Origin of the sequence: Sphingomonas zeicaulis (assembly GCF_050433225.1) — a bacterium.
GTDB lineage: Bacteria > Pseudomonadota > Alphaproteobacteria > Sphingomonadales > Sphingomonadaceae > Sphingomonas_D > Sphingomonas_D zeicaulis.
Map to the genome: position 1 here is coordinate 59,345 of NZ_JBNPXQ010000001.1, position 22,275 is coordinate 81,619.

The 22,275-nt window shown below is 66.7% G+C and carries 31 protein-coding genes; 15 read left to right on the forward strand and 16 right to left on the reverse strand.

The window, feature by feature from the left end:
* Window positions 1–11: 11 nt before the first annotated feature.
* The 5 genes from FHS96_RS00300 to FHS96_RS00320 form a co-directional block, all read right to left on the reverse strand.
* Complete coding sequence (locus FHS96_RS00300) at window positions 12–623, reverse strand: hypothetical protein (protein ID WP_429587177.1); 612 nt, start codon at window positions 621–623, stop codon at window positions 12–14.
* A gap of 142 nt (window positions 624–765) precedes the next feature.
* Window positions 766–1,149, reverse strand: coding sequence for a nuclear transport factor 2 family protein (locus tag FHS96_RS00305; protein ID WP_429587178.1), 384 nt, complete (start codon window positions 1,147–1,149; stop codon window positions 766–768).
* Window positions 1,150–1,184: 35 nt separating this feature from the next.
* Window positions 1,185–1,592: a nuclear transport factor 2 family protein gene (locus FHS96_RS00310; protein WP_429589561.1), complete on the reverse strand. Its 408-nt coding sequence runs from the start codon at window positions 1,590–1,592 to the stop codon at window positions 1,185–1,187.
* Window positions 1,593–1,673: 81 nt separating this feature from the next.
* Window positions 1,674–3,296 carry a mechanosensitive ion channel family protein gene (locus tag FHS96_RS00315; RefSeq protein ID WP_429587179.1) on the reverse strand — a complete coding sequence of 541 codons (1,623 nt, stop codon included), beginning with the start codon at window positions 3,294–3,296 and terminating at the stop codon, window positions 1,674–1,676.
* 293 nt (window positions 3,297–3,589) lie between these two features.
* Window positions 3,590–4,312, reverse strand: a complete 723-nt coding sequence (locus FHS96_RS00320) for a hypothetical protein (protein WP_429587180.1) — start codon at window positions 4,310–4,312, stop codon at window positions 3,590–3,592.
* A gap of 229 nt (window positions 4,313–4,541) precedes the next feature.
* Here FHS96_RS00320 and FHS96_RS00325 point away from each other — a divergent pair, with 229 nt between their 5' ends.
* Window positions 4,542–4,700 carry a hypothetical protein gene (locus FHS96_RS00325; protein ID WP_429587181.1) on the forward strand — a complete coding sequence of 53 codons (159 nt, stop codon included), beginning with the start codon at window positions 4,542–4,544 and terminating at the stop codon, window positions 4,698–4,700.
* Between the two features lie 43 nt (window positions 4,701–4,743).
* Here the strand turns inward: FHS96_RS00325 and FHS96_RS00330 are convergent, their stop codons facing one another.
* The 3 genes from FHS96_RS00330 to FHS96_RS00340 all read right to left on the reverse strand — a co-directional run bounded on the left by FHS96_RS00330 (window position 4,744) and on the right by FHS96_RS00340 (window position 7,238).
* Window positions 4,744–5,094 (reverse strand): DUF6717 family protein, encoded by a 351-nt coding sequence (locus FHS96_RS00330; RefSeq protein WP_429587182.1) that lies wholly within the window; start codon window positions 5,092–5,094, stop codon window positions 4,744–4,746.
* Window positions 5,095–5,272: 178 nt separating this feature from the next.
* A complete protein-coding gene (locus FHS96_RS00335) occupies window positions 5,273–6,280 on the reverse strand; it encodes a hypothetical protein (RefSeq protein WP_429587183.1) in 1,008 nt (335 codons plus the stop codon).
* Window positions 6,281–6,482: 202 nt separating this feature from the next.
* Window positions 6,483–7,238: an SDR family NAD(P)-dependent oxidoreductase gene (locus FHS96_RS00340; protein ID WP_429587184.1), complete on the reverse strand. Its 756-nt coding sequence runs from the start codon at window positions 7,236–7,238 to the stop codon at window positions 6,483–6,485.
* A 223-nt stretch (window positions 7,239–7,461) separates the two neighbouring features.
* Between FHS96_RS00340 and FHS96_RS00345 the strand changes: the two genes are divergently transcribed.
* Together FHS96_RS00345 and FHS96_RS00350 are read left to right on the forward strand one after the other, a co-directional pair.
* Entirely contained in the window at window positions 7,462–7,770 is a 309-nt protein-coding gene (locus FHS96_RS00345; protein WP_429587185.1) for a type II toxin-antitoxin system TacA family antitoxin, read from the forward strand.
* Window positions 7,767–8,339 (forward strand): GNAT family N-acetyltransferase, encoded by a 573-nt coding sequence (locus FHS96_RS00350; RefSeq protein WP_429587187.1) that lies wholly within the window; start codon window positions 7,767–7,769, stop codon window positions 8,337–8,339. Before FHS96_RS00345 ends, FHS96_RS00350 begins: the two co-directional genes overlap by 4 nt.
* Before the next feature lie 13 nt (window positions 8,340–8,352).
* Here the strand turns inward: FHS96_RS00350 and FHS96_RS00355 are convergent, their stop codons facing one another.
* Window positions 8,353–9,243 (reverse strand): AraC family transcriptional regulator, encoded by an 891-nt coding sequence (locus FHS96_RS00355; RefSeq protein ID WP_429587189.1) that lies wholly within the window; start codon window positions 9,241–9,243, stop codon window positions 8,353–8,355.
* A 154-nt stretch (window positions 9,244–9,397) separates the two neighbouring features.
* Here FHS96_RS00355 and FHS96_RS00360 point away from each other — a divergent pair, with 154 nt between their 5' ends.
* Complete coding sequence (locus tag FHS96_RS00360) at window positions 9,398–10,138, forward strand: SDR family NAD(P)-dependent oxidoreductase (RefSeq protein ID WP_429587191.1); 741 nt, start codon at window positions 9,398–9,400, stop codon at window positions 10,136–10,138.
* A gap of 610 nt (window positions 10,139–10,748) precedes the next feature.
* Here FHS96_RS00360 and FHS96_RS00365 read toward each other — a convergent pair.
* Window positions 10,749–11,186, reverse strand: coding sequence for a hypothetical protein (locus tag FHS96_RS00365; protein ID WP_429587192.1), 438 nt, complete (start codon window positions 11,184–11,186; stop codon window positions 10,749–10,751).
* Window positions 11,186–11,449, reverse strand: a complete 264-nt coding sequence (locus FHS96_RS00370; protein WP_429587194.1) for a type II toxin-antitoxin system Phd/YefM family antitoxin — start codon at window positions 11,447–11,449, stop codon at window positions 11,186–11,188. Before FHS96_RS00370 ends, FHS96_RS00365 begins: the two co-directional genes overlap by 1 nt.
* On the opposite strand from FHS96_RS00370, the gene FHS96_RS00375 reads away from it, so the two are divergent.
* Window positions 11,448–11,741: a ubiquitin family protein gene (locus tag FHS96_RS00375; RefSeq protein ID WP_429587196.1), complete on the forward strand. Its 294-nt coding sequence runs from the start codon at window positions 11,448–11,450 to the stop codon at window positions 11,739–11,741. The genes FHS96_RS00370 and FHS96_RS00375 overlap by 2 nt on opposite strands.
* A 125-nt stretch (window positions 11,742–11,866) precedes the next feature.
* Here the strand turns inward: FHS96_RS00375 and FHS96_RS00380 are convergent, their stop codons facing one another.
* From FHS96_RS00380 to FHS96_RS00390, 3 genes are all read right to left on the reverse strand, one after another.
* Window positions 11,867–12,190: a hypothetical protein gene (locus FHS96_RS00380; RefSeq protein WP_429587198.1), complete on the reverse strand. Its 324-nt coding sequence runs from the start codon at window positions 12,188–12,190 to the stop codon at window positions 11,867–11,869.
* 50 nt (window positions 12,191–12,240) lie between these two features.
* On the reverse strand, window positions 12,241–12,432 hold the full coding sequence (locus FHS96_RS00385) for a hypothetical protein (RefSeq protein WP_429587200.1): 192 nt from the start codon (window positions 12,430–12,432) through the stop codon (window positions 12,241–12,243).
* Window positions 12,433–12,687: 255 nt separating this feature from the next.
* Complete coding sequence (locus FHS96_RS00390) at window positions 12,688–13,128, reverse strand: hypothetical protein (RefSeq protein ID WP_429587201.1); 441 nt, start codon at window positions 13,126–13,128, stop codon at window positions 12,688–12,690.
* A 106-nt stretch (window positions 13,129–13,234) separates the two neighbouring features.
* Here FHS96_RS00390 and FHS96_RS00395 point away from each other — a divergent pair, with 106 nt between their 5' ends.
* From FHS96_RS00395 to FHS96_RS00420, 6 genes are read left to right on the forward strand one after another with little or no spacing between them, the layout of a single operon-like run.
* A complete protein-coding gene (locus FHS96_RS00395; protein WP_429587202.1) occupies window positions 13,235–13,642 on the forward strand; it encodes a hypothetical protein in 408 nt (135 codons plus the stop codon).
* Window positions 13,639–14,355: a hypothetical protein gene (locus FHS96_RS00400; protein ID WP_429587204.1), complete on the forward strand. Its 717-nt coding sequence runs from the start codon at window positions 13,639–13,641 to the stop codon at window positions 14,353–14,355. The genes FHS96_RS00395 and FHS96_RS00400 overlap by 4 nt, the downstream gene beginning before the upstream one ends.
* Window positions 14,318–14,758, forward strand: coding sequence for a hypothetical protein (locus FHS96_RS00405; protein ID WP_429587206.1), 441 nt, complete (start codon window positions 14,318–14,320; stop codon window positions 14,756–14,758). Before FHS96_RS00400 ends, FHS96_RS00405 begins: the two co-directional genes overlap by 38 nt.
* On the forward strand, window positions 14,755–15,213 hold the full coding sequence (locus FHS96_RS00410) for a hypothetical protein (protein ID WP_429587207.1): 459 nt from the start codon (window positions 14,755–14,757) through the stop codon (window positions 15,211–15,213). Before FHS96_RS00405 ends, FHS96_RS00410 begins: the two co-directional genes overlap by 4 nt.
* A 46-nt stretch (window positions 15,214–15,259) precedes the next feature.
* Window positions 15,260–15,973 (forward strand): terminase small subunit-like protein, encoded by a 714-nt coding sequence (locus FHS96_RS00415; RefSeq protein WP_429587208.1) that lies wholly within the window; start codon window positions 15,260–15,262, stop codon window positions 15,971–15,973.
* Between the two features lie 4 nt (window positions 15,974–15,977).
* Entirely contained in the window at window positions 15,978–17,570 is a 1,593-nt protein-coding gene (locus FHS96_RS00420) for a terminase (RefSeq protein WP_429587210.1), read from the forward strand.
* Window positions 17,571–17,732: 162 nt separating this feature from the next.
* Here FHS96_RS00420 and FHS96_RS00425 read toward each other — a convergent pair whose 3' ends face one another.
* Window positions 17,733–18,623, reverse strand: a complete 891-nt coding sequence (locus FHS96_RS00425) for a LysR family transcriptional regulator (protein WP_429587212.1) — start codon at window positions 18,621–18,623, stop codon at window positions 17,733–17,735.
* A 102-nt stretch (window positions 18,624–18,725) separates the two neighbouring features.
* Between FHS96_RS00425 and FHS96_RS00430 the strand changes: the two genes are divergently transcribed.
* On the forward strand, window positions 18,726–19,541 hold the full coding sequence (locus FHS96_RS00430; protein ID WP_429587214.1) for an SDR family NAD(P)-dependent oxidoreductase: 816 nt from the start codon (window positions 18,726–18,728) through the stop codon (window positions 19,539–19,541).
* A gap of 141 nt (window positions 19,542–19,682) precedes the next feature.
* Here FHS96_RS00430 and FHS96_RS00435 read toward each other — a convergent pair whose 3' ends face one another.
* Complete coding sequence (locus FHS96_RS00435; RefSeq protein ID WP_429587216.1) at window positions 19,683–21,065, reverse strand: aminotransferase-like domain-containing protein; 1,383 nt, start codon at window positions 21,063–21,065, stop codon at window positions 19,683–19,685.
* A 46-nt stretch (window positions 21,066–21,111) separates the two neighbouring features.
* On the opposite strand from FHS96_RS00435, the gene FHS96_RS00440 reads away from it, so the two are divergent.
* Genes FHS96_RS00440 through FHS96_RS00450 form a run of 3 tightly spaced genes read left to right on the forward strand, consistent with a single transcriptional unit; the run spans window position 21,112 to window position 22,273 of the window.
* Window positions 21,112–21,537 carry a DUF983 domain-containing protein gene (locus FHS96_RS00440; protein ID WP_429587218.1) on the forward strand — a complete coding sequence of 142 codons (426 nt, stop codon included), beginning with the start codon at window positions 21,112–21,114 and terminating at the stop codon, window positions 21,535–21,537.
* Window positions 21,534–21,833, forward strand: a complete 300-nt coding sequence (locus FHS96_RS00445; RefSeq protein ID WP_429587220.1) for a hypothetical protein — start codon at window positions 21,534–21,536, stop codon at window positions 21,831–21,833. The genes FHS96_RS00440 and FHS96_RS00445 overlap by 4 nt, the downstream gene beginning before the upstream one ends.
* A 5-nt stretch (window positions 21,834–21,838) precedes the next feature.
* Window positions 21,839–22,273, forward strand: a complete 435-nt coding sequence (locus tag FHS96_RS00450) for a c-type cytochrome (protein WP_429587221.1) — start codon at window positions 21,839–21,841, stop codon at window positions 22,271–22,273.
* The last annotated feature ends 2 nt before the right edge of the window (window positions 22,274–22,275 follow it).

The following is a 22,275-nucleotide window of genomic DNA, read 5'->3' on the forward strand; positions in this document are numbered from 1 at the left end:
GCCGCAAGGCATCAAATTTCGTCGCCAGCGACGGTAGCCCGCTCAATATAGGCGGCGGCATGCCGAAAATCAACGTCGGTGGCAGCACCGCCTATTCCGACGATCAAACGATCGCCGATTTCCCGATACAGAACGGAAATCATCCCGATCGCGCGCGATGACAGCAGCAGGCGTGGGAAATCCTTTGCGGCGCCCACGGGAAGCAGCATCGGCAAGGCCCCGCCTTCGGCGATCCGGACGTCGCGATACAGGCTGGTGGTGTGCACCACCCCGCCGCAATGGTGCAGGCAGGCACTGATCCGGCCGATCGCGTGGAGCCTTTGGGTTTCGGCCTTGATCGCGGGGGCGGGTTCGACGCTGGCCAGCTTGTGCGCGGTGTTGCGCATCCGCACGAGACGGCGGCGCTCGCCAGCGATGCCGGGGTTCAGGCTGGCGACGGCATCGATCAGCACCGACAGCAGCCGATCCAGTTCGCGCAGATGATTGCCCTGCACGCGGATCCGCGCCAGTTCCGCCAGCGGCGAGGCCGCCGACATCGGGTGCGGCGCTTCGCCGGCGACGAACGCGCAGCCCGCGGCCAGCGCGGCATGCGCGCGGCGCAACTCGATGAGGCGCTGTTCCATGCGCATGCTCCTGTTACGGGTGGGAGCATGATGCTCTCTTCGTCGCCGGCACTTGGCCCCGAAGCCGGCGATGCGCCACCGATAGCAGAGCCGGGCGGTCGCCGACAGGGGCAATGGGTGTGGCCGGGAATTCGCGGCCGCGTCAGATCATGCCGTTGGGATTGGCGCTCGTATTCGGGATGACCTGCAGCACGTCCCAATGCTCGACGATGCGGCCCGCATCGTCGAGGCGGAAGATGTCGATGCCGGCATAATCATGGTCGCCCGGCCAATGCTGCAGGCAATGGAGGATCACATGATCCCCGTCCGCGAAGGCGCGGCGGATCTCCACGCGCTTGCCCGGCCATTCGCGCGCCATTCGCGCGAAATAGGCGATGAAGCCGGCCTTGCCGGTTTCGACGTGCGGATTGTGCTGGATATAGTCGGCGCCGGCATAAAGCGCGATCGCCTCACGCGGGCGGCACTGGTTGAACATCAGATCGTAGAAGGCGATCACGGTCGCCTTGTTGCGGGCGAGGTCGGTCATGGCGGCTCCTTGCATCGCTGCGCCCGGTCGGGCGCTCAGCCGCCCAGAACCGCCTTCAACCGCTCCACGCCCCCCAGCGCCGCGAGCAGGATCCCCGGGTTCCAATAATCGCGGTAGCGGCTGATCCGCCCGTCGCGCAGATCGAGCACGGAGACATAATCCTGATCGTAACGCAGCCCGCCCTCATGGGCATGGGCGCGGCCGCTGAATTCGAGTACCGCATGGCGGCCATCGGCGGAGATCATGGTGCGGGGTGGGCTCAGCCCCTCGATGGTGAAGAGCATGCCGACTTTGGGCAGATAGGCCGCCACCGCCGCCTTGCCCTCCAGCCGCGCCACCCCGCCCGGGGGTGCGAAGGGGAATTCGAAGGAGACATCCTCGGTCAACATTTCGAGCAGCCCCTCGGCCGGCGCCAGCGCGTCGCCCAGCCCGGCGCGGAGCAGGGCGGAAAGGCTCTGGAACGGATGGTCTCGATCGTCATGCGCGCTCTCCTGCTTGCGGCCTGATGCTCGTCTGGTGCCGGGTTACAAGTGCTGGTTCACCCCCGCATCGATCGGCAGCGTCGCCGGACGGCCGGTCGGCATTTCGTGCGGCAGCAGATGGATGGTGCTGGTCGGGAAGGCGATGCCGATCTCGGCCTGTTCCAGGGCGGCGAAGATCAGCAGCAGCAGATCCTGCCGGATCACCAGGCTCTCGTCGAAGTCGGCGGCCTCGATATAGGCGAAGGTCTCGATATCGAGCGAGCTGGGGCCGAACGCCTTGAAGCGCGCGCGGGCGCCGGGCTTGATGATGCGGCTATGCTCGACCAGGATCGCCTCGATCCGCTCCACCGCCTCCAGTAGCTTGGCGGAGCCGATGCCATATTCCACGCCGATCACCGGGTTGAACAGGAAGCGGTCACGCTGCGCGAAATTCTCGATCTGGCGCGACGAGAAGTCGCCATTGGGGATGGTGACGATCGTGCGTTCGAGGGTGCGGATGCGGGTGGAGCGGATGCCGATATCCTCGACGGTGCCGGTCACGTCCCCCACCTTGCAGAAATCGCCCACCTGCACCGGCTTGTCGACGATCAGGGTGATGCTGCCGACGAGATTCTCCACCGTCTTCTGCGCGCCCAGCGCCAGCGCGATGCCGCCGATGCCGAGCGCCGCGACCCCGGTGGTGACGTCGATCCCGAACGTGTCGAGCACCGCGACCATCGCGATGAACAGCAGCAAGATCTTCGCCGCGCGCCGCGCCAGGGTGACGACCGATACCGCCTGCCGCCGTTCCTGCCCGGCCATGCGGCGGATCAGCAACCGCGAGACCGAATCGACCATGCGGAACAGGAACCAGGCCAGCGCCACCCAGGCGAAGATGCCGACATAGCGCAGCAGCAATTGCCGGGCGACGATCGACACCGGCATCGACCCCGCCCAGATCGAGAAGGCGACGGTGGAAAAGAACAGGCTGAGCGGCGGCATCGCTGCCTGCGCCAGCCCGTATATGCGGCTGTTCTCCTTGTCCGATACGCTGCGCCCGATCGCGAAGAGGATCGCGGCGTTGACGATCTGGAAGCCGAGGAAGACGAGTGCTGCGATGCCCAGCAGCCGCACCCAGTCCTCCAGCGAGGCGCCGGCGATCTCGGGGCCCTCGTCCTCCGGTTCGGGCGCTGCCTTCGGCTGCAGCGTGTGTGCGGCGGCGATGGTTGCGCGCGAGATCCGCCACACGCGCGCGCCGCCGGGCGCGGTACCGTGGGTCAGCAGGATCGGCGTCTTCTCCGCATCGCCGAGGTCGCCGATCCGCTCCTGATCGGCTTTCAGCCCATCGTCGAGCACGCCCGCGGCATCGTTGGAGAGCGCGGCGAATGGCACCAGAGTGCCGCCCGCGTCGAGCACCGTCTGCAGCTGCCGGGCGAGCTGCTCGCCATTCGAGCGCGCATCGAAATAGTGCGCGGCGAGCGCATAGTCGCGCTCGGCCAGCGCGGAGAGCAGGCCCGACACGGCGTCGCGCGGGGTCTCGCGGCCATAGGGATCGGGCGCCGGGGCGGGCGGCGCCGCGGGGGCCGCCGCCGCCTTGTTTTCTTCGGCCGCCGGTGCCGGTACGATCTGGGCCTGCACCTGCGGCACGGCCAGCGCCAGCAGGATTACCGCGCAGATCCGGGCCATCGGTCGCAACATCGTGAGAACGCACTCCTCGGGGCCAAGCGGCAGGGTTGCCGCCTAGCCACCGCGACCGTGTGGATGAACCGGACGCGCGATGAAGCGTGCGCTTCGGCGGGTAGGGGGCGTTGCCCCGGTCAGAACGGCGGCCGGGATGGCGAAGGCGGCAACGAAAAACAGGATCCTTCGCATGATGCTCCCCCTTGATTTGCGCCGCACCGGACTATCGGGAAAGCACGTCGTTCCGGGGAGAGCCGACGGCGCATCGCAGCCCTGGCCACGATGCGCCGCGGTGTCGCTTACGGCAGCAGGTGGTTTGTGGTGATCGTCTTGCCGTCGATCGAGATCGAGGCGTAGCCATTTTCCTTGAGGTCGTTGGAGGCCAGGCGGCCATCGACGTCGAGGCGCAGCCGGTGGTCGTTGCTGAACGAGCCCGGCGCCTCGAGCCGCACGCCCGTCCACGCATATTTGGAATAGACGCCGCCGAGCGCCGCCTTCTGCGCGTCCATCACGCCTTTCAGCGCGCCGGCATCGACCTTGGCGAGCGGGATGACATAATCGTCGAGTTTGAATTCGGAGGCGTTGCCGCCCATCACGCTGAGTTCGACCGGCTGCGGCTCGGAGAATTTGCCGGTGCTGGTATCGAGCCGGGTGGCGAGCACCTTCCGCGGATCGGCCGGGTTTTGATACTGCACCGTGCAGGTGGTCATCGTGCCTTCGGGTTCGCCCGCATTGCCGTCGATATCCTTGCCGGCACTGAAGAAGGAGGTGATCTCCATCACCTTGGTCTCGGCCCCCAGATGCTTGGCAATCGCCTTGAAGCAGACGTCCGGCCCCTCGGCCAGGGTCGGCGCGGCCACCGTGCCGCCGGTTTCGCCCGCTGCGGTGCCTCCGGATGTGCCCGAAGGCTCGCCGGTCGCGTTGCCTGCGGCATCGCCGCCACCGCCGCAGGCCGAAAGGGCAAACGAGAGCGCCAGGGTTGCACACACTGCACCGGTTTTCAGCTTCGTTACCATGATCATCCTTCTACGCTTTGATACGACGTTGGAATGTTTGGAATAAAAGCGCGGACCGAGACAATGATCCTCGTCACAGCGGAGAATGAATATGCGCTGTACGACGGGTGGTGGGCGGCTTTTGCCATGGGCGGCGCAGGGGTGCGGAAGCGCCCAGTGTGCCGCAGATTTCACGATCGCACCGTTTTGGCAGGGGCCTCGCTCCCATTGCGGCAGGGATCTGGTCGCAAGGATCGTGCGTGGCGAAACCGGGGCGCGCAACGCCCATCTCCGCCGGTTGATCCTGCGCCACCTGGATTGGCACGACGATCTGCTGGTCGTGTTCGGCGCCAGCCATCTGCTTGCGCTTTACCCGGCGTTGAAAGCCCGGTTACCGAAGCTCGTCACCGGATGAGGTGCCACATTTCGGGGACACAATACGAAATCAGGCGCGCCCGTCAGCTACCGCTCTTTGCCTTCACCTGCACATAGATTTCCGGAGGCTTCTCGTCGAAATAGAGCAGCAACGCGGGGCAAAGCCAGCCTTCGGCATCGAGCGCCTCAGAATAATAGACATTCCCGCGATTCTCTTCGCGCCGCCATTCCAGCCGAAACTGGTGATCCGGAAACGGCGTGCCGGAAAAGATCATGACGAAGCCGTCCGCGGCATTGGGAATATGTGCGGTGACGCGATCGATCATCGTATCCGCCCCGCCGACGAACGGCTCCGCCTGCAATCCAACGCGGGGATCGTCGAACACCCACATGTCGAGATAGCGATAGGGGGCGATGATGTTGATGACGTTCATCGGGGTCTTTCGGAGCGGGCCGGTGCGGGTGCTCCCGCCTATTAGCGTTCGTGTCGGACGTAGTCGAGAGGCGCGGCGCGGCAGCGAGTTTCGGGGACACAATACTAACTTTGCCATTTAATCGTCGGTGGAGTTCAAGGCATCTTATAACTTGTTATAACTTCCCCACGAAACGGCATCATTTCGGAGACGTTTTGGAATTCTGTGAATTTGGCATCGATGAACGTCTTATTGGTTCCTTTCGCAGCCACTCGCGGGGGAGGTGAGGCGATGGATGGTGAAGACCGAAGGGATAAAAATTGCGCGGCGGTTCGTAATGAGTATCGGCGTCGAACGGCCTCCGAAATTTGTCACCGGTCTCGTCATAGTCGACGAAAAAACCATTCGTTCCGGTGAGATCGCAACCAACCAGCGCCATATTCTTGTCGCGGCCGATATTTTCGAGCGTTTTGAGGCTGCCGCCATACCAGTTGGTTCCATCCCACATCTGATCCGGGATATACGGCATCCTCGCCGCAATATTCTGAGGCAGCGACGGATTCATTTCCACGCATGCGATACGCGACTTTCGATCGAGCGTTTCCCAGATCTGTGGAGTCACATAATCGAGATCGACCGACAGATAATCGAATTTGGCTGGAACGCCAGCTTCGTCCATCAGCTCATTGACGTTATCGATAGTGATTAAGGCGTTGACGATCTTCAGTCGACCTTCATCGATGAATGTCCGGAATATTTCACCGGCAGCGCGGACATCATCGTCATTCGCCTCGAACCAATATCCCGTCCAGCCATTCTCCAGAAGAAAACGTGTCGTGTTTTCCAATCCATTTCCGACACCGCATTCCACAAAAATGCCATCAACGCGCCCTATTCGGCTGATGATCTCCGAAATGATCCCGTCTTCGCCAAGTTGGCTATAGACCTTTCGGTTGTAGCGGGACAGGCTTTTCAGATCCTGATACCGTCCGTCCATCTCGAACGGTCTGCCCATGATCCAGGACGCCATCAAACTGTGCTGCGCTCTGCTCAATTCCTCTATCGATCGGAGAACGGAGATGGTTTCCTGCTGCCTCTGCTGCGAGGCGGCGATCAGCCTGCCTATAGTCTCCAATTCTCCCCGCACATTACGGAGCTGTTCGGCGAGTTGATCGTCCTTATTCTTTCCGCCGAGCCATCTGAACATGGAGATTCCTCATCTTGATATCCGAAAAATCACCTATTGCGATTCTTCGGGTCACCGACAATGTTCGATTTCACCATACACAAATTGCTCGCATGCTGCTATATTTCTTCGGATAATCAAGCGGTTCGTCCGTATATTGGCACGTTCAATCTCTAGCGATCAAGGCGAGGGAGCGTCGCGCCCCCTCGGAGCGGTCGCCATCTTAGATCGTCTGGCCGCCGGACACCTCGATGCGCTGCGCGGTGACCCAGCGATTGTCGGGCCCCAGCAGGCTGGCGACCATCGGGCCGATATCATCCGGCATGCCGACGCGGCCGAGCGCCGTCATGTCGGCGAACTGCTTGTTGAGGTCGGCCATGTCGCGCACCGCGCCGCCGAGGAAATCGGTTTCGATCGCGCCGGGAGCGACGACATTGGCGGTGATGCCGCGGTTGCCGAACTCCTTGGCCATGTAGACGGTCAGCGTCTCGACCGCGCCCTTGGCGGCGGAATAGGCCGCGAAGCCCGCGACCGACACGCGGGTAAGGCCGGACGAGAAGTTCACGATGCGGCCGCCATCCGCCAGCATCGGCAGCAGCGCCTGGGTCAGGAAGAGCACGCCCTTCACATGCGTGGCGAACAGCGCGTCGAACTGCGCCTCGGTGGTGTCGGCGATGCTTGCCATCTCGCCCTGTCCGGCATTGTTCACGAGATGGTCGAAGCTGTCGCGGGCCCAGGTGGCGGACAGCGCGGCGCGGACATCGGCGGCGAAGGCGGGGAAGCTCGCCACATCGCTGACGTCGAGCCGCAGGGCGACGGCCTTGCGGCCCAGCGCTTCAATCTCGGCGACGACGGCCCTTGCCTGTTCCTCACCATTGCGGAAGGTGAGGATGACATCGCCGCCGCGCCGCGCGATGCTGAGCGCGGTGTTGCGGCCGAGGCCGCGATTGGCACCGGTGACGAGGGAAATGGTGGTCATTGGAAGTCTCCTTTAGGGTGGGGTGTGTGACCCCATCCATGTGCCCCTTGGAGACGATGCGTGGTTGCCGGATCGCGCGCTTCTCTTGCCTGATTCTCCGGATATGGGACGGGACGTGAGTTTGGTATTATGTCCCCGAAACTACCGAAACTAAGGCGTTATGCTTTTTGATCTGTACGCCTTCAAGGCGTACATAGGTGGCGGGATCGGATGGAGAGGCAATATGTTCCCGTTCCATGATCGCGCGAGCGAAGTGGATGAGCGGAGCACAGAGCGGATGAATTTCCGCACCAAGCCACGCATCAAGGAAGCAATCCAGCGCGCGGCCGCGCTGTCGGGCGTAGATGATTCCGTGTTCACGATGAACGCCGCCTACCGGTCCGCACTTGAGACGATCGCCGCGCATGAACGGACCGTGCTGCAGCCGGCCGATCATGCCGCCTTCTTCGCCGCGCTCGACAATCCCCCCGTGCCCTCCGATGCGTTGCGCGCTGCGTTCGCGCGCCACAAGGCGACGATCGCCAGCCGGTGATCGCCCCGGCCGACGGCCGCGCTCGCATCGCGGCCTTCGATCCCGACGTGCATGATCGCGTCGCCTTCGCGTGCGGCGTGGAGCAGGTCGACAATTATTTCCGCAGGACGGCAAACAAGCTGGCGCGGGCCGACAATGTCCGACTCTATGTGATGACCACGCCGGACGACGCGGTGATCGGCTTCTACAGCCTGAACGCGCACAGCATCGACTTTGCTGACCTGCCGCGGAAATATGCGCGAACGCGGCCGGGCCACGGCCAGATCCCGGCCGCCTATATCTCGATGATCGGCGTCGACGGCCGTTTCGCCGGACAGGGCTTCGGCGGCGATCTTCTCGTCGACGCGCTCGTGCGGATCGCCCGCGCCGCCGATCAGGTGGGCATTGCGGCGGTGATGCTGGACGTTCTGGATTGCGGGGATCCGGCCGCGGTCGAGCGGCGGCTGGGACTCTATACCGGCTATGGTTTCACGCCACTGCCATCGCAGCCGCTGCGGCTGTTCATGCCGATCGGGACGCTGCGGGGGCTGGTGGCGGAGGAGAGCCATCCGCCGCACGACATGCGGTGAATGCGGACACCCTTCACCGCACAACCGCCTTCACCACACCCCCACGCTGCAGATCCGCCACCGGCGCGTTGCCGAACATCGCCTTATATTCCCGGCTGAACTGCGAGGGGCTCTGGTAGCCGACGGCATAGGCGACGCGCTCGACATTGGCGGTGCCGGCGGCGAGCAGCCGGCGCGCTTCCAGCAGGCGCATGTGGCGCTGGAAGGCGAGGGGGCTGTAGCCGGTCACCGCCTTGAAATGCCGGTGGAACGAGGTGACGCTCATCCCCGCGTTCGCCGCCAGGTGGCCGATCACGACGGGTTCGGCGTTGTGCGTGCCCAGCCAGTCGGCGGCGGCCTTGATCTGCCGCACGCGATCGTCGCGCTGGCCGATCTGGCGCAGCATGTCACCCATCGGGCCCTGCAGCAGGCGGTAATAAAGTTCGCTCTCATAATGGGGGGCCAGCATGGCGACATCGTCCGGGCTGTTCACCAGCCCGACGAGCCGCGCGAACGCGTCCCCCATCGTGCCATCCAGATTGCCGGCCGCCACCGCGCAGGTCCAGCGATCATCGCCCTTGGGCATGTCGAGCATCACCCGCGTCAGCCGATCGACATCGAGGTGGAGGCTGATACCGACATAGGGCAGTGCCGGCGTCGCGCCGGTCAGTTCATGGCTGTAGGGCAGGCCGAAGGAAGAGGCCGCGCAGGCGCCCGCGACCAGTTCGAAGCGGTTGGCGCCCATCGTCAGCACCTTGGTGCCGCGCGCGACCGCATAGAACATCGGCTCGAACACCGCGGATACCGGTGCGGTGGCGGCGGGGCTGGACCATACCATCAGCCGCGGCACCGGCGTCTCGCGCCCGACCAGCCCCGGGCCGGCCGCGACATAGGGGGCGACATCGTCGAGCAGGCGACGGGTCATGCTCTCAAGGTTGGACATGGTGCGAGAGATAGGTGCTTGGCAGGATCAGGCAAGCCTAAGGTATGATCGGGAATGGCTCGAGGGTGCTGTCCTCCTATCTGGCGGTTGAAACGACATCCAGATTTCAGCCCTTATTGGTAGAAAAGGACAGACCATGATCGATCTGAACGGCAAGCGCGCGCTGGTGACCGGCGCTTCCCGCGGCATCGGCGCGGCGATCGCGCTGGCGCTTGCGGAAAATGGCGCCGACGTCGCCTTCACCTATCAGAACTCGGCCGAAAAGGCCGTGGCGGTGGCCGGATCCATCGAGAAGACGGGCCGCCGCGCCGTCGCCATCCAGGCCGACAGCGCCGATCCCGCCGCGATCGCCCGCGCGGTGGACGAGACCGTCGCCGCGCTTGGCGGCATCGACATCCTCGTCAACAGCGCCGCGATCGGCGCCTACGGGTCAATCGCCGACCTCGATATCGACGCCTATCAGGCAATGATGGACGTCAACGTTCGCGCGCCGGTGCTGTTCGCGAAGGCGGTGATCCCACACCTCGGCGAAGGCGGCCGCATCGTTTCGATCGGCTCGGGGCTGGGTGAGCGCGTGCCGTTCCCGGGCGTGACCGCCTATGCGATGTCCAAGGCGGCGCTGACCGCCTTCACCCGCGGTCTCTCCCGCGAACTCGGCCCCCAGGGCATCACCGTGAACCTCGTCCAGCCCGGATCGACCGACACGGATGCCAACCCCGCCAATGGCGAGGCGGCCGATTTCCAGCGCAGCATGACCTCGCTCGGCCGCTACGGCGAACCGCGCGAGGTGGCGAACGCGGTGGTGTTCCTCGCAAGCCCGGCGGCGAGCGTGATCACGGGCGCGGTGCTGACGGCGGATGGCGGGGCCATCGCCTGAGGGATGTGTGAGTTTCGGGGATGCCGTGCTGAACTGTCGGTGGCGGGTGGTTTGGCGGCGGCGCCGGGGCAGTTTGCTATTGTGTCCCCGAAATTAAGCCTCATCGCTTGGTAAAATCATATGTTCGCGATCTATTGGCATCCCAAATCGTGACCGAATGCAGAGGAGCATCGCTCCGATCAAAGCGCAGTTTCATGGCAGGTCTCGATCGCTCCACAATCAGCCGCTTGCCGTCCGCGATGCCCACATAGAGGGTGGGAACTGCCGCGAGGCCCTGATTGTCTCTCTGCAATTCGTAGGGAACGGCTACACCGCCCACGATGAGGGGTCCCGCCTTGAACGATAGTGTCCCGCAGCATCGGCTTACATAAATGCCATCAGCGAGTGAAAGTGATGGCGGGCCAGGTGCAAAGATTGCCACAACGACGAACGCCACCAACACAACGGCACTACCAAAAAATCAAAGCTCGTCGCCGGAAATCCTCAACGCCATCCATCCCCAGATGATGGCGTAGTCTGCCGGCCAGCGCCAGTATTTAAGAGTCCACGACCTCGTTTCGGGGACATAATACATAACTAAGGACCTCCGCGACGGAAGCCATGCGCCCATTTATGACGTTCGCTTGATCTGGCCGGCCTTGCCTGCGTCATAGGCCGCCAGCCATTTCGTCCGCACCTGATCGTAAAGCCGCGCGGGCAGCAGGCCGTAGGCGATGCCGGCATCCGTGTCGCCCGAGATCGGGCGGAGGTCCGGTCCGGGCCATTCGAAGCGGTTCGCCTCGGTGAGCACGATCCACGGGCGCGCGTCGTCGAGGCCGAGGCGTGACTTGGTTGCTGCGGGAATCTCCACCGCAAGTCGCTCGTCGGCGGGTGGCGTGTGCGTCACGGGGAGGAGGGTGACGATCTTCCGGCCGCCGCGGGTCGTGGTGGCGAGCAGGACGGCGCAGGGCCGATCCTTGCTGCCTTCCTCGCTCCCCGCTTTTGCCTCATGACTCCAGAGAAAGGCGTAACGGATCACCAGACCCGCGACCGGTTCGGGAAGCGGCATCAAGGGTCGCGGAGTTCGTCATCATGGTCAACGGCCTCGGATGGTGTGCGAGACGCCGCGATCGCGGCGCGGTCCTCGTCGGTAAAATCGCCGAGCGTCAGCACTTCACGATCGCGGCGCTTGAGGCGTTGATATTCCGCGGCGGACATCAGCACGAGACTGTCATGACCATGATGCGTAATGGTCAGCGGCGCGATCAGTGCCTCGCGGCTAAAGCGGCCGAACGACTTTGCCATTTCGACGGAACTTACAGATCGAGTCATGCCGAACCTCCTGCCCGGAAAATACGGATTTTCCGGGTGCGATTCAAGGCGGCGAGCGCCGAGCGCGGTGATGCTGCGGAGGGCGGCTCATCGGGGCGACACGGTTTCAGCCTATAATCTGGCGATCACCCATCTCAACATCGGTGACATGACGGCCTACCGGCTGCAACTCGCTCGCGCCGCGAGGTTGGACTACACGGGTGACGGCGAAAGCGGGTTGCGCCGCTTCCTGACGCGCTTCCCGCAGCCAGTCATGCGGCGCTTCGGTCGGTTGTCGCCACCGCGTTGCTGAGCGTCTTGATCAGCAGTGAGGTGACGCGATAAGTTTCGGGGACATAATACGAAACTCTGGTGATGGCCGTCGACGCTCAGCATATGATTTAGTTTAGTATTGTGTCCCCGAAACCGGGATTGCCGTCACTGTGCGCCAGCCACGCCATATTCGTCGTTCGGGTTGAGCAGATGATGTCCGAAGACGGCGCCTGCCGAGACATTGACCACGATGACCACATAGACATCCGCAGTCTCGCTTCGAAGCAGAACATGATCATAGCGATGGTCCGCATCACGATAGACTTGGACGACATCGCCGATTTCGATGACGCCGAGAGCCGCCGGATCAAATCGGTCCACATAGAGCCAAATGTCGACAGCGGCGTCCGAGGAGGTTGTCACGTCCCGCATCGGTTCCCTGAAGCACCGCAGGAACTCGTCTCTCGTGAGCAATCGATCGCCGGTCATCACCCTATGGTCGCGCGGAACATCGATGCGCGCAATCGGAGGATTACTTTTCAAGCCACCGCCGCCACGAACCCCTCCGCATCCACCCCGCACCCGGCGAGATATGCCAGCACTTCCGCCCGTGCCGCGTGGTAGCGTTCGGCCTCGTCGTCGCGCTCCGCGGCAGGGCGGGTGCGGAGTTCGGTCCACGAGGTGGTGAGCATGTTGGCGAGGGTAATGAATTCGGGGGATGGGGGCGTCATCGCGGGCTCCGTATCGACTATCCCAGAATATACGATAATCGTTTTATTCCGTCAACCGCAGCCCGATCCAACACCAATTCGGATAGGAAATTTCCTGCGATCTTCCTTGCGGAATAGGAAAGCGACCGCCAGAACAAAATAAGAACAAAGGAGTCGAGTCGCCCATGCGCGAGCTGGAGCGCGTCACTTTGCCCGATCCGGAATGCGAGGGCGGTTGCCAGCCCTGCTATCTGGATTGTGCGATGTGCCGCATCGTCATGATGGCAAGGCTTCGCGAAATCGAAGCGCTGCTGCGCGAGCGGCCATCGCGATCTGATCCGAAGAGGGCTCAGTGGACCCTTCAGATGGAAGAAGCTGAAGCGCATGTCGCAATGCTAGAGCCAAAGCTTCAGCAGCTGACGCCGACAGCGGGCCGGGCGGCGCCAGCGGCACAAGTGCCTGTAAAACCGGGGCGAGCGCGGCTGCACTGATGGGGGCAGGGGCGGGCGGCGGGCTGAGCCGCGCCGCCTCGCCGGCGCCGTCCGCATCCTCGCCGAGATCGAACGCGGCGATCAGCGCCATCGCCTCGTCATAGCCCAGCTTGCGCAGCCGGCCGGTCTTCGCCGGATTGTAGAGCGTCGCGACATTGGGCTGCGCCACGCCGAGCACGCGGGCGATTTCCGCCTGGGTCACCCCGCGCGCCTTGAGCAGCGCCAATATCTCCTGCGCAGATCGCATGCCCCATCATCTACCGGCGAGGGTGGCGATCGTCCAGCCACGCAGGGGCTTGCGTCGTATATACGAGAATCGTATAACGCGACTCATGCTAAAGACTCGCCCCCCGGCCGGCGCTGCGCCGGCGATGAACCCGCGGATGGAGGCGCGCGCCCGCGCGCTGCTGTTCGCGATGTCAGGCACCGCAACGGTGCGCCAGCTTCGCGCCGAGGGCTTCGGCGTCAGCGTCGATGCGATCCGCCGGCTGCGGCGCGAGATGGTCGCCGATGGCAGCGCCCGCCGTCTCGGCGCGCGCGCCGATGGCCCGCCCGTGGAGGACGAGGCCGATGATGAGGAAGAACATCCGGCGCGCTGGGCCGAACAGGGATCGCGGCTGCTGCTGCGTCGGATGCTGGAAACCGGTCAGCATGCGCTGGCGGCTCGCGCGGCGTTCGAGGCGGCCTGCGGGGCGGCGGGGCTGGATCCGGCCATCACCGGCGCGGGCGGCGCGCGATGAGCCGCGGCGGCGACGATGCCGGCGCGCTCGTCGCCGCGCTGGTCGAGGCCGGGCTGGCGCCCGCGCTGCTGGCCCGCGTGGCACGGCTGCTCGGCCGGCTCGATGCAGCGGAAGCAGCGCTTGCCGCAGCCGCGATCGATCCCGTCGCCGAGCGCCGCCGTGCCTATGATCGGGAACGGAAGCGGGCAGGGGCAAGGGGCGCGCGCTCCACCGGAATTCCGGCGGAGGCCGCCGCACCGCCCCCCGATAAAGAAACGCCCCCCACACCCCCCAAAGAAATTAACCCCCTTATCGATCCCGATGGCGGTGCCCGGCGCGTGCGCCGCCGCACCACGGCATCGCGGCTGGCGCCGGATTGGCAGCCGGCACCACTCACTCCCGGCACCATCGCCCACGCCACCGTCAGCGCGTGGGAACCCGGTCGCATCGAGCGCGAGCTGGCGCGCTTCCGCGATCATTATGCTGCCGCCCCCGGCGAACGTGGGCTGGCGGCGGACTGGCAGGCGCGCTGGCGCACCTGGATCGGCAACGCAGAACAATGGGAACAGCATCGCAATGACAACCGCACGCGCCATCGGCCCCCGCGCGAACGGCCGCTTCACCGACATTCCGCCGGGCGCACCGCCACCGCCGACGACGATCCCGCCTTCAACAACCCGCTGCTGGGCGCCGTGCTTGCCGCCGCGGCTGGGCGGGGCGCTGGCGGGGACTGAGCCGCTGTTCGAGCTGCCGCTGCCCACGCCTGCCGAACGCAGCGCGCTGGCCCGCGCCATCGCCGAGATGGAGGCGGCGGGGCAGGGCCCGCCGGTGGCGACGATCGATCTTGCGATCGGCAAGCTGGCGCTCGCCTTTCCGCCGGTGAAGCAGAGCGAGGCCGCCGCCACCGCGCGGCTGGCGCTGTATCGCGAGGCACTGGCCGATCTGCCGGCGGACATATTGGCGGAGGCGGTGGCCGCCTGCATCCGCCGCTGCCGCTTCTTCCCGACGGTGGCCGAGATACGCGAGAGCGCGCGCAGTCCGCTGGCGCTGCGCGAATGGCAGCTCGGCCGGCTCAGGATGCTGGCGTGGCGGCATGACCGGGAAAGCCAGGCGAATATGCAGGGAGATGTGCAATGAACGGCGTTGCGAACCATGCCGGATTGACTGGCCTGTCGTGGAACGAACTCACCATCTATCGCGCGCTGGTGGAGGCCGCGGCGGCGGGGGCGCAATGCCCCAACGCCGATGCGCTGGGCGCGCTGATCCGCTGCGCCTCGCCCAGCACCACGCCCACCATCGTCGGCCGGCTGGAGCGCAAGGGGCTGATCCGCGTCGAGCGTTACCAGCGCAGCCGCCGCGTGCAGATCGTCGCGACGGGCAAGTGGACGGCGGAACCGCCCAACCAGCAGCCCCACTGGCGCGAACGGCCCAAGGCCGGGGTGCCCGCACCGGCGCGCACTGTGGTGGCGACGCACCAGCCGGTGATGGCCACCGAGATCGCGGCATGGGCGCAGAAGCGCGGCGTCTCGCTGGCGGATGCGCTGTGCGACCTGGTGTTCGTGGGGTGGCAGGTGGAGCAGGATCGTGGGTGAGGTGACGAGTCTGCTGTCCTCGCCTTCGGTTTGCGGGCGGGCGGATATGTCCTCCCCGGAACGGGGAGGGGGACCGCGCGCGCCAGCGCGTGGTGGTGGGGCCGGCGCCGAAGCATCCGGTGGCAAAGTCGCGCGAGCGAAGAGGTCCAAGCCGGCCCCTGCACCACCGCCTGCGGCGGCGAATGGGGTTGGATTGCCCCCGGCAATCCAAGATCGTGCCGGGGGCACGATCGACCCCACTTGCCCCCTCCCCGATCAAAGCTCGGAGGGGAAAATTCCCCCCGCTGCCGAAGAGAGCAAAAAAATCCCCCGCCGTTATGACCGCGCGGCCATCATCCCCCGCATCTTCGCGGAGGTCGCCACCGGCCGCTCGCTCTCCGCGGTGCTGCGCGCCGGGGCGGAGCGGATGCCGGCCGAGCGCACCTTCTGGGGCTGGTATATGGAGGATGAAGCCGTCCGCACCGGGCTCGCCCGTGCGCGGGAGGCGGGGGCGGAGGCGATGCTCGACCAGGCGCTCGACATCGCCGACGGCGTGACCGACACCGGCAAGGATGCCGCGGAAGCGGTCGCCCGCTCCAAGCTGCGCATCGACACGCGGCTGCGCTACGCCCAGCTTGTCGCGCCGCGCCGCTATGCCGGGCGCGACGGCGATACCCACACCACGGACGACCCGCCCGAGCCGATCGACGAGGTGCTGGCGCTCACCCGCCTCGCCGCGCTCGCCGATGCGCTGCAGCGCCGGCTGGGCTGCAAGGAGTAAGCCGATGATCCCCAGCACCCCGGCCGAGTGGGAAAAGCTGCTCGCCATCGCCTCCCCCGCGGAGCGCGCCGAGATCGAGGCGATCCTCGCGGCGGACCTGCGCGACATGCCCTGGCGCCCGCAGGTCGGGCGGCAGGCGGAATGTGCGGAAAGCGCTGCGTTCGTCACCGGCTATGGCGCGGCGGCGGGCGGCGGCAAGACCGATCTTATCGCCGGCCTCGCGCTCACCCGCCACCGCCGCAGCGTGATCTTCCGGCGCGAGAAGATCCAGACCGAGGGCGTCATCCAGCGCCTCGCCGAACTGCTCGGCTCCACCGTCGGGCATAATGGCCAGAAGGGGGTGTGGCGGCTGCCCGGCGGCGCGATGGTGGAGTTCGGCGGGCTCGACGCGCCCGACGATCACCGCAAATGGCAGGGCCGCCCGCACGACCTGAAGGCCTATGACGAGGTCACCGAGATGCGCGAGGCGCAGGTGCGCTTCACCATGGGGTGGACGCGATCGGCGGACCCCGCGCAGCGCTGCCGCGTGCTGATGACGTTCAACCCGCCGACCACCAGCGAGGGCCGCTGGGTGATCGATTATTTCGCGCCGTGGCTCGATCCCAACCATCCGCGCCCCGCCGAACCGGGCGAACTGCGCTGGTTCACCACGCTTGGCGGGCGCGACGTGGAGGCGCCGGGGCCGGAGCCGTTCGTGCTTTTCCGGGGCGCGCCGCTGACCGATTTCGACCCGGCGGAGTTCCCGCCCGAAAAGGTGATCGTGCCGGTCAGCCGCACCTTCATCCCCAGCCGCGTGACCGACAATTATTTCTACGTGCGCTCGGGCTATCTCAACACCTTGCAGGCGTTGCCTGAGCCGCTGCGCACGCAGATGCTGCAGGGCGATTTCGCCGCGGGGGTGGCGGACGATCCCTGGGCGGTGATTCCGGCGAGCTGGGTGGATGCGGCGATGGCGCGCTGGCGGACCGGCTCCGCGACGCCGACGGGGCCGATGGACAGCATCGGCGCTGACATCGCCGCCGGCGGGCGCGACGACATGGTGATCGCGCGCCGCCACGGCGCCTGGTTCGACGCGCCGATCATCATCCCCGGCCGCGACATTCCGCAGGACCGCGCCGGCCCGGAGGCGGCGGCGCGGGTGATCATGGCCCGGCGGGACCGGGCGGTGGTGCATGCGGACGTCGTCGGCTGGGGCCTTGCCTGCGTAAACTTCCTCAGCGCCAATGACGTGCAGGTGGTGCCGGTGAACTTCGCCCGCGCCAGCCGCGAACGCACCGCCGACGGGCGCCTCGCCTTCGCCAACCTGCGCGCCGAAACCCTCTGGCGCCTGCGCGAAACCCTCGATCCCGCCGCCCCCGTGCCCGCCGCGCTCCCCCCGCATCCCCAGTTGCGCGCCGATCTCACCAGCTATCGCTGGGAACTGCGCCCGACCGGCATCTTCATCGAACCCAAGGAAGCGCAGAAGGCGCGGCTGGGCCGGTCGCCGGACTTCGGCGATGCCTATGCGATGGCCAACATGGCGACGCTGAAGACCGAGACATGGGACGAATTGCGCGCGGCGGCGAAGGGCGGGGATCGGTATGCGGAGTTGGAGTGACGCCCTCTCCCCTCGTGGGAGAGGGCCGGGTGAGGGGGAGTCGCACCGAGCGTAAAGCCTTGTCGGATTGGGCACTGGCCTCCGCAGCGAAACCTCAAGACTCCTATGCCAACCGCGACCTCCCCTCACCCCAACCCTCTCGCCCGAGGGGAGAGGGGGCTTTCAAACCCTGCTCGCCACCAGCATCTTCCTGAACGCCTCGAACGCCGCCGTGCCTTGCCGATCCGGATAATAAAGATGATAGCCCGCAAAAGGCGGGCACCAGGGCTCCAGCAGGCGGATGAGGCGGCCATCGGCGATCGGCGCCGCCACCAGATCCTCCAGAATGTAGAGGATGCCGAATCCCTCGATCGCGGCGCCGACCATGAGGTCACCGTCATTGAACACCGGCCCGCGGCCCGGCCTGACCGTCACTGCATGGCCATCGCGCTCGAACGACCAGGGAGAGAGGTCGCCATGCGTGTCGCCATAGGCGATGCAGCGATGCACGATCAGGTCGCGGGGCTCGGTGGGCATGGGACGGTCGCCCAGATAGTCGCTGCTGGCGACCACCGCGATCCGAAGCGGCGGACCGATGCCGAGCGCGATCATGTCCTTCTCCAGGCGCTCGCCGAGCCGGATGCCGGCATCGTAGCGGCCCGCGACGACGTCGGTCATTTCCCCCTCCACGCAAACCTCCACCTCGATGCCGGGGTGGCGCCGCAGGAAGGCGGGCAGCATCGGCCACAGCAGCGTGTCCGCGGCATGTTTGCCCGTCGTGATCCGGACGGTGCCGACCGCTGCTCCGCGCTCGTGCGACAGCGCCTCGATCTCGTCGTCCAGACCGGCGAGCGCAGGGGACAGGGTGGCGAGCAGGCGCTCACCGGCGGCAGTGGGGGCGACGCTCCGCGTCGTGCGGGCGAGCAGGCGAAAGCCGAGCGCGCCTTCCAGTCGCTTCATCGTCTGGCTCAGCGCCGATTGGGTGACGCCAAGCCGCCGCGCGGCACGGGTGAAGCTGCGGTCGGCGGCGATGGCGGCGAAAATCGCGAGGTCGGCAAGCTGATCCGGACGCATTGATAATCCCGGCTAATGGGGCTCATGACTGATTAGCGCATTATCGCGATCGATTAGCATCACTACCTGATCGAGACGAGTGGCAGATGCGAGGCATGAACGATGAGCAGGATTTGGCTGGTAACGGGCGCGAGCCGGGGGCTGGGGCACGAGATCGCGCGTGCCGCGCTCGACGCGGGCGAAACGGTGGTGGCGACGGCGCGGTCCGTGGAGGCGGTGCGCGCCGCCTTCGGCGGCGATCAAGATCGCCTCCACGTGCTCCCGCTCGACATCACCGACGCTGACGCGGCGAGCGCGGTTGCCGCTGAAGTCATCGAGCGGTTCGGCGCGATCGACGTCCTGGTCAACAATGCCGGCTATGCCGAACTGGGCTTCTTCGAGACGTTCACCGATGCCGAGGTGCGGCGCCAGTTCGAGGTCAACCTGTTCGGGACGATGAACGTCGCCCGCGCAGTCGTGCCGCATATGCGGGCGCGGCGATCGGGCCTGATCGTCACCATCTCGTCGGTCAGCGGACTGGTCTCCAACGGCGGCGGAGCGGTGTATGCCGCGTCGAAATTCGCGGTCGAGGGCTGGATGGAGGGTTTCGCTCAGGAACTGGCGCCGCTCGGCATCCGCTCGCTACTCGTCGAACCGGGGATGCTGCGCACCGAATTCATGGACGCCAGATCGGCAGGTTTCGGCAGCATCGACATCCCGGACTATGCCGATGCGATCGCACAATATCGCGCCTTCGTGGACAGCGCCAACGGCACGCAGCCAGGCGACCCGAAACGCCTCGCCGCACGGATCGTGAACCTCGCATCTCAGCCCGAAACCCTGTCGCGGCTGGTGTTCGGCGACGACGCCCGGCAATGGGCCGGCACGAAGATCGACCAACTGCAGCAAGATATTCAAGCTTCGGCGGATGAAGGGTGAGGCGAGGGAGCGGCATTGCGGCCCGGCCAGCATACGAAGAGCGACCGATCAGGTTGCGGCGATCATCCGCCCCTGTACGGACGTTTCTCCTCGTTGGTGAATGGCGAGCGCGGTTATTCGGTCGCCGCCGCGCTCAAGCCCTCACACCATCGCCATCCGCAGCCGCGCGTCCGGCCCGGTCAGCGCGCGCAGCAGGGTGAGGGCGCGTTCGAGGCGGTCGTGGGGGATGATGCCGCCGATCGAGATGCGCAGCGCTGGCGCGGCATCGGTGCGTTCGACGGCGAAGGCATCGCCGGCCACCACCGAGAGGCCGGTCGGGCGCAGTGCGGCGACGATTTCTGCGGGGTTGGCGGCTGGAGGCAGGTCCATCCAGAGGTGATAGCCTTCCGGCTGGGCGTGGTAGGATCCCTCCGTCAGGGTGGCGCGGGCGATCGCCTGCCGTGCCGCCGCCTCGGCGCGCACCGCTGTGGTTAGCGTGGCGAGCGTGCCATCCTCCGCCCAGCTCGCGACGAGCGCGGCGTTGAGCGGTGGCGCCATGATCGCGGTCTCGTGGAGGTCGCCCGCCAGCCGCCAGGCGGCGCCGACATCCGGCGCGCGCGCCCAAGCGACGCGCAGTCCCGGCGCCAGGATCTTGGAGGTGCTGGCGACGTGCCAGGTCAGCGCGGGTGCGAGGCTGGCGAGCGGCGGCAGCGGCGCTTCCGCCAGCAGGCCATAGGCATCGTCCTCGATCAGCATCAGCCCATGGCGTTCGGCGACCGCGGCGATCGCGCGGCGGCGGTCGATGTCGAGCGTGATCGTGGTCGGATTGTCGTTGGTCGGCACGAGATAGAGCGCGCGCAGCCCCGTCTCCCGACAGGCGGCGTCGAGCGCATCGGGATTGAGGCCGCCCGCATCGCCGGGGATCGGCACCAGCCGCAGCCCGTAACGTCGGGCGAGGCCGAGAAAGCCGGGATAGGCGCGGCGGGCGACACCCACCGCGTCACCGGCGCGCAGCTCGGCGCTGACGATCGCGTGCAGCGCATGCTGGCCGCCCGCGGTGACGAGCACATCATCCTCGCCGCACGGAATGCCGCGGGTGCCGAGCAACCGCGCGCCCGCCGCGCGCACCGCCGGCATGCCGCCGGCCGGCTGGTAATGGAGCGGCGGGGTGGCATCGGGATGCGCAAGCAGCGCCGCCATCGTCCGCTGGAGCGCCGGTGCCAGCACCTGCGGAATGTCCGGCGGCGCGTTCATGCCGGTATCGACCGGCGCGCTCAGCGCGACTGCCGTGGCAGGGGTGGACAACGCGCGCACGAAACTGCCGCGCCGGCCGTCGCCCTCGATCAGCCCCAGCCGCTGCGCCTCGCCATAGGCGCGGGTGACGGTGGTCAGGTCCACCCCCAGCGCCTCGGCCAGCGCGCGCTGCGGCGGCAGCCGGTCTCCGGCAGCCAGCCGGCCGGTGCGCACGTCGCGCGCCAGCGCTTCTGCGATGGCGAGATATTTGGGACCGGTGGCGGCGACGATGTCGGGCGTCCAATTTTGCATGGCAATTGTCTTGACACAAAAGCCATGCAAACACCATATCCCTTCCATGCAGAATCAGGGCCCCCACGAGCAGGCGGCGTCGCAGGGCGACTGGCCGATCCTGCCGCCGTTCAAGACCGGCATTCGCGGGCGCTGCCCGCGCTGCGGCGTCGGCCGCCTGTTCGACGGCTTCCTGAAGCTGCGATCGGCATGCGACCATTGCGGGCTGAGCTATGGCTTCGCCGACCCGGCGGACGGCCCGGCCTTCTTCGTGCTGTGCTTCGCCTGCATCCCGGCGGTGACGATCGCGCTGCTCATCGAGATCAAGTTCAGTCCGCCCTTCTGGGTGCATCTGCTGACCTCGCTGCCTTTCCTGCTGCTCACCTGCATTCCGCCGCTCAGGCCGCTGAAGGGCTGGCTGATCTGCAGCCAATATTTCTTCCGCGCGCGTGAGGGGCGGATCGCCGCGGGCAAGGCCGCCGGCCCGGAATGACCGCGGATCCCGCCCGCGCCATCGTCGCGGAACTGCTGCGCGCCACCGGGCGGGCAGGCGATGCCGCGCTGGTCGAGGCGGGCGGCGCCGAGGATTTCCCCGAGTTGGTCGCGGCGCGGCAGGTGCTGGGCACGGTGCTTGCGCGGCAGCAGCGGCTGGAGGCGGGGCTCGCCTGCTATGCCGACGACGCATTCTGGGACGATGGCCTGCCCGGCGGCGCGCTCGCCGGGCATGACCGCGGCGAGATCGCGCGCAACGTCCTCGCCGGCCGCGCGATCTTCGCGCACCGGGATTGATCGCGATGCGCGGTTTCGCGCTGCTTGCGCTGGCGGCGGTCGCGCTTGCCGGTTGCGGCGATGGCGACCGGGCGACACGGCGCGCGGCGCTGGGCCCCGATCCGACCTTCGCGGATTACCGCAAGGCGGCGGACCCGGCGCGCGGCGCGCGGCTGTTCAACGCCTGCGCCGGCTGCCACCCGATCAGCCCAGGCGCGCTCGACCGCGGCGGGCCCAACCTGTTCGGCATCATGGGCAGGCCCGTCGCCACCGTGAGCCCGCGCTTCGGCTATAGCGGCGCGCTGCGGGCGCTGGGCGGCACCTGGACGCCCGAGCGGATGGACCGCTGGGTGGCCGATCCGCACAAGCTGGTGCCGCGCACCTCGATGACCTTTTCCGGGATCGGCGATCCGCTGGATCGCGCCGACCTGATCGCGTGGATGGAAACGCAGCGGCCGTGACC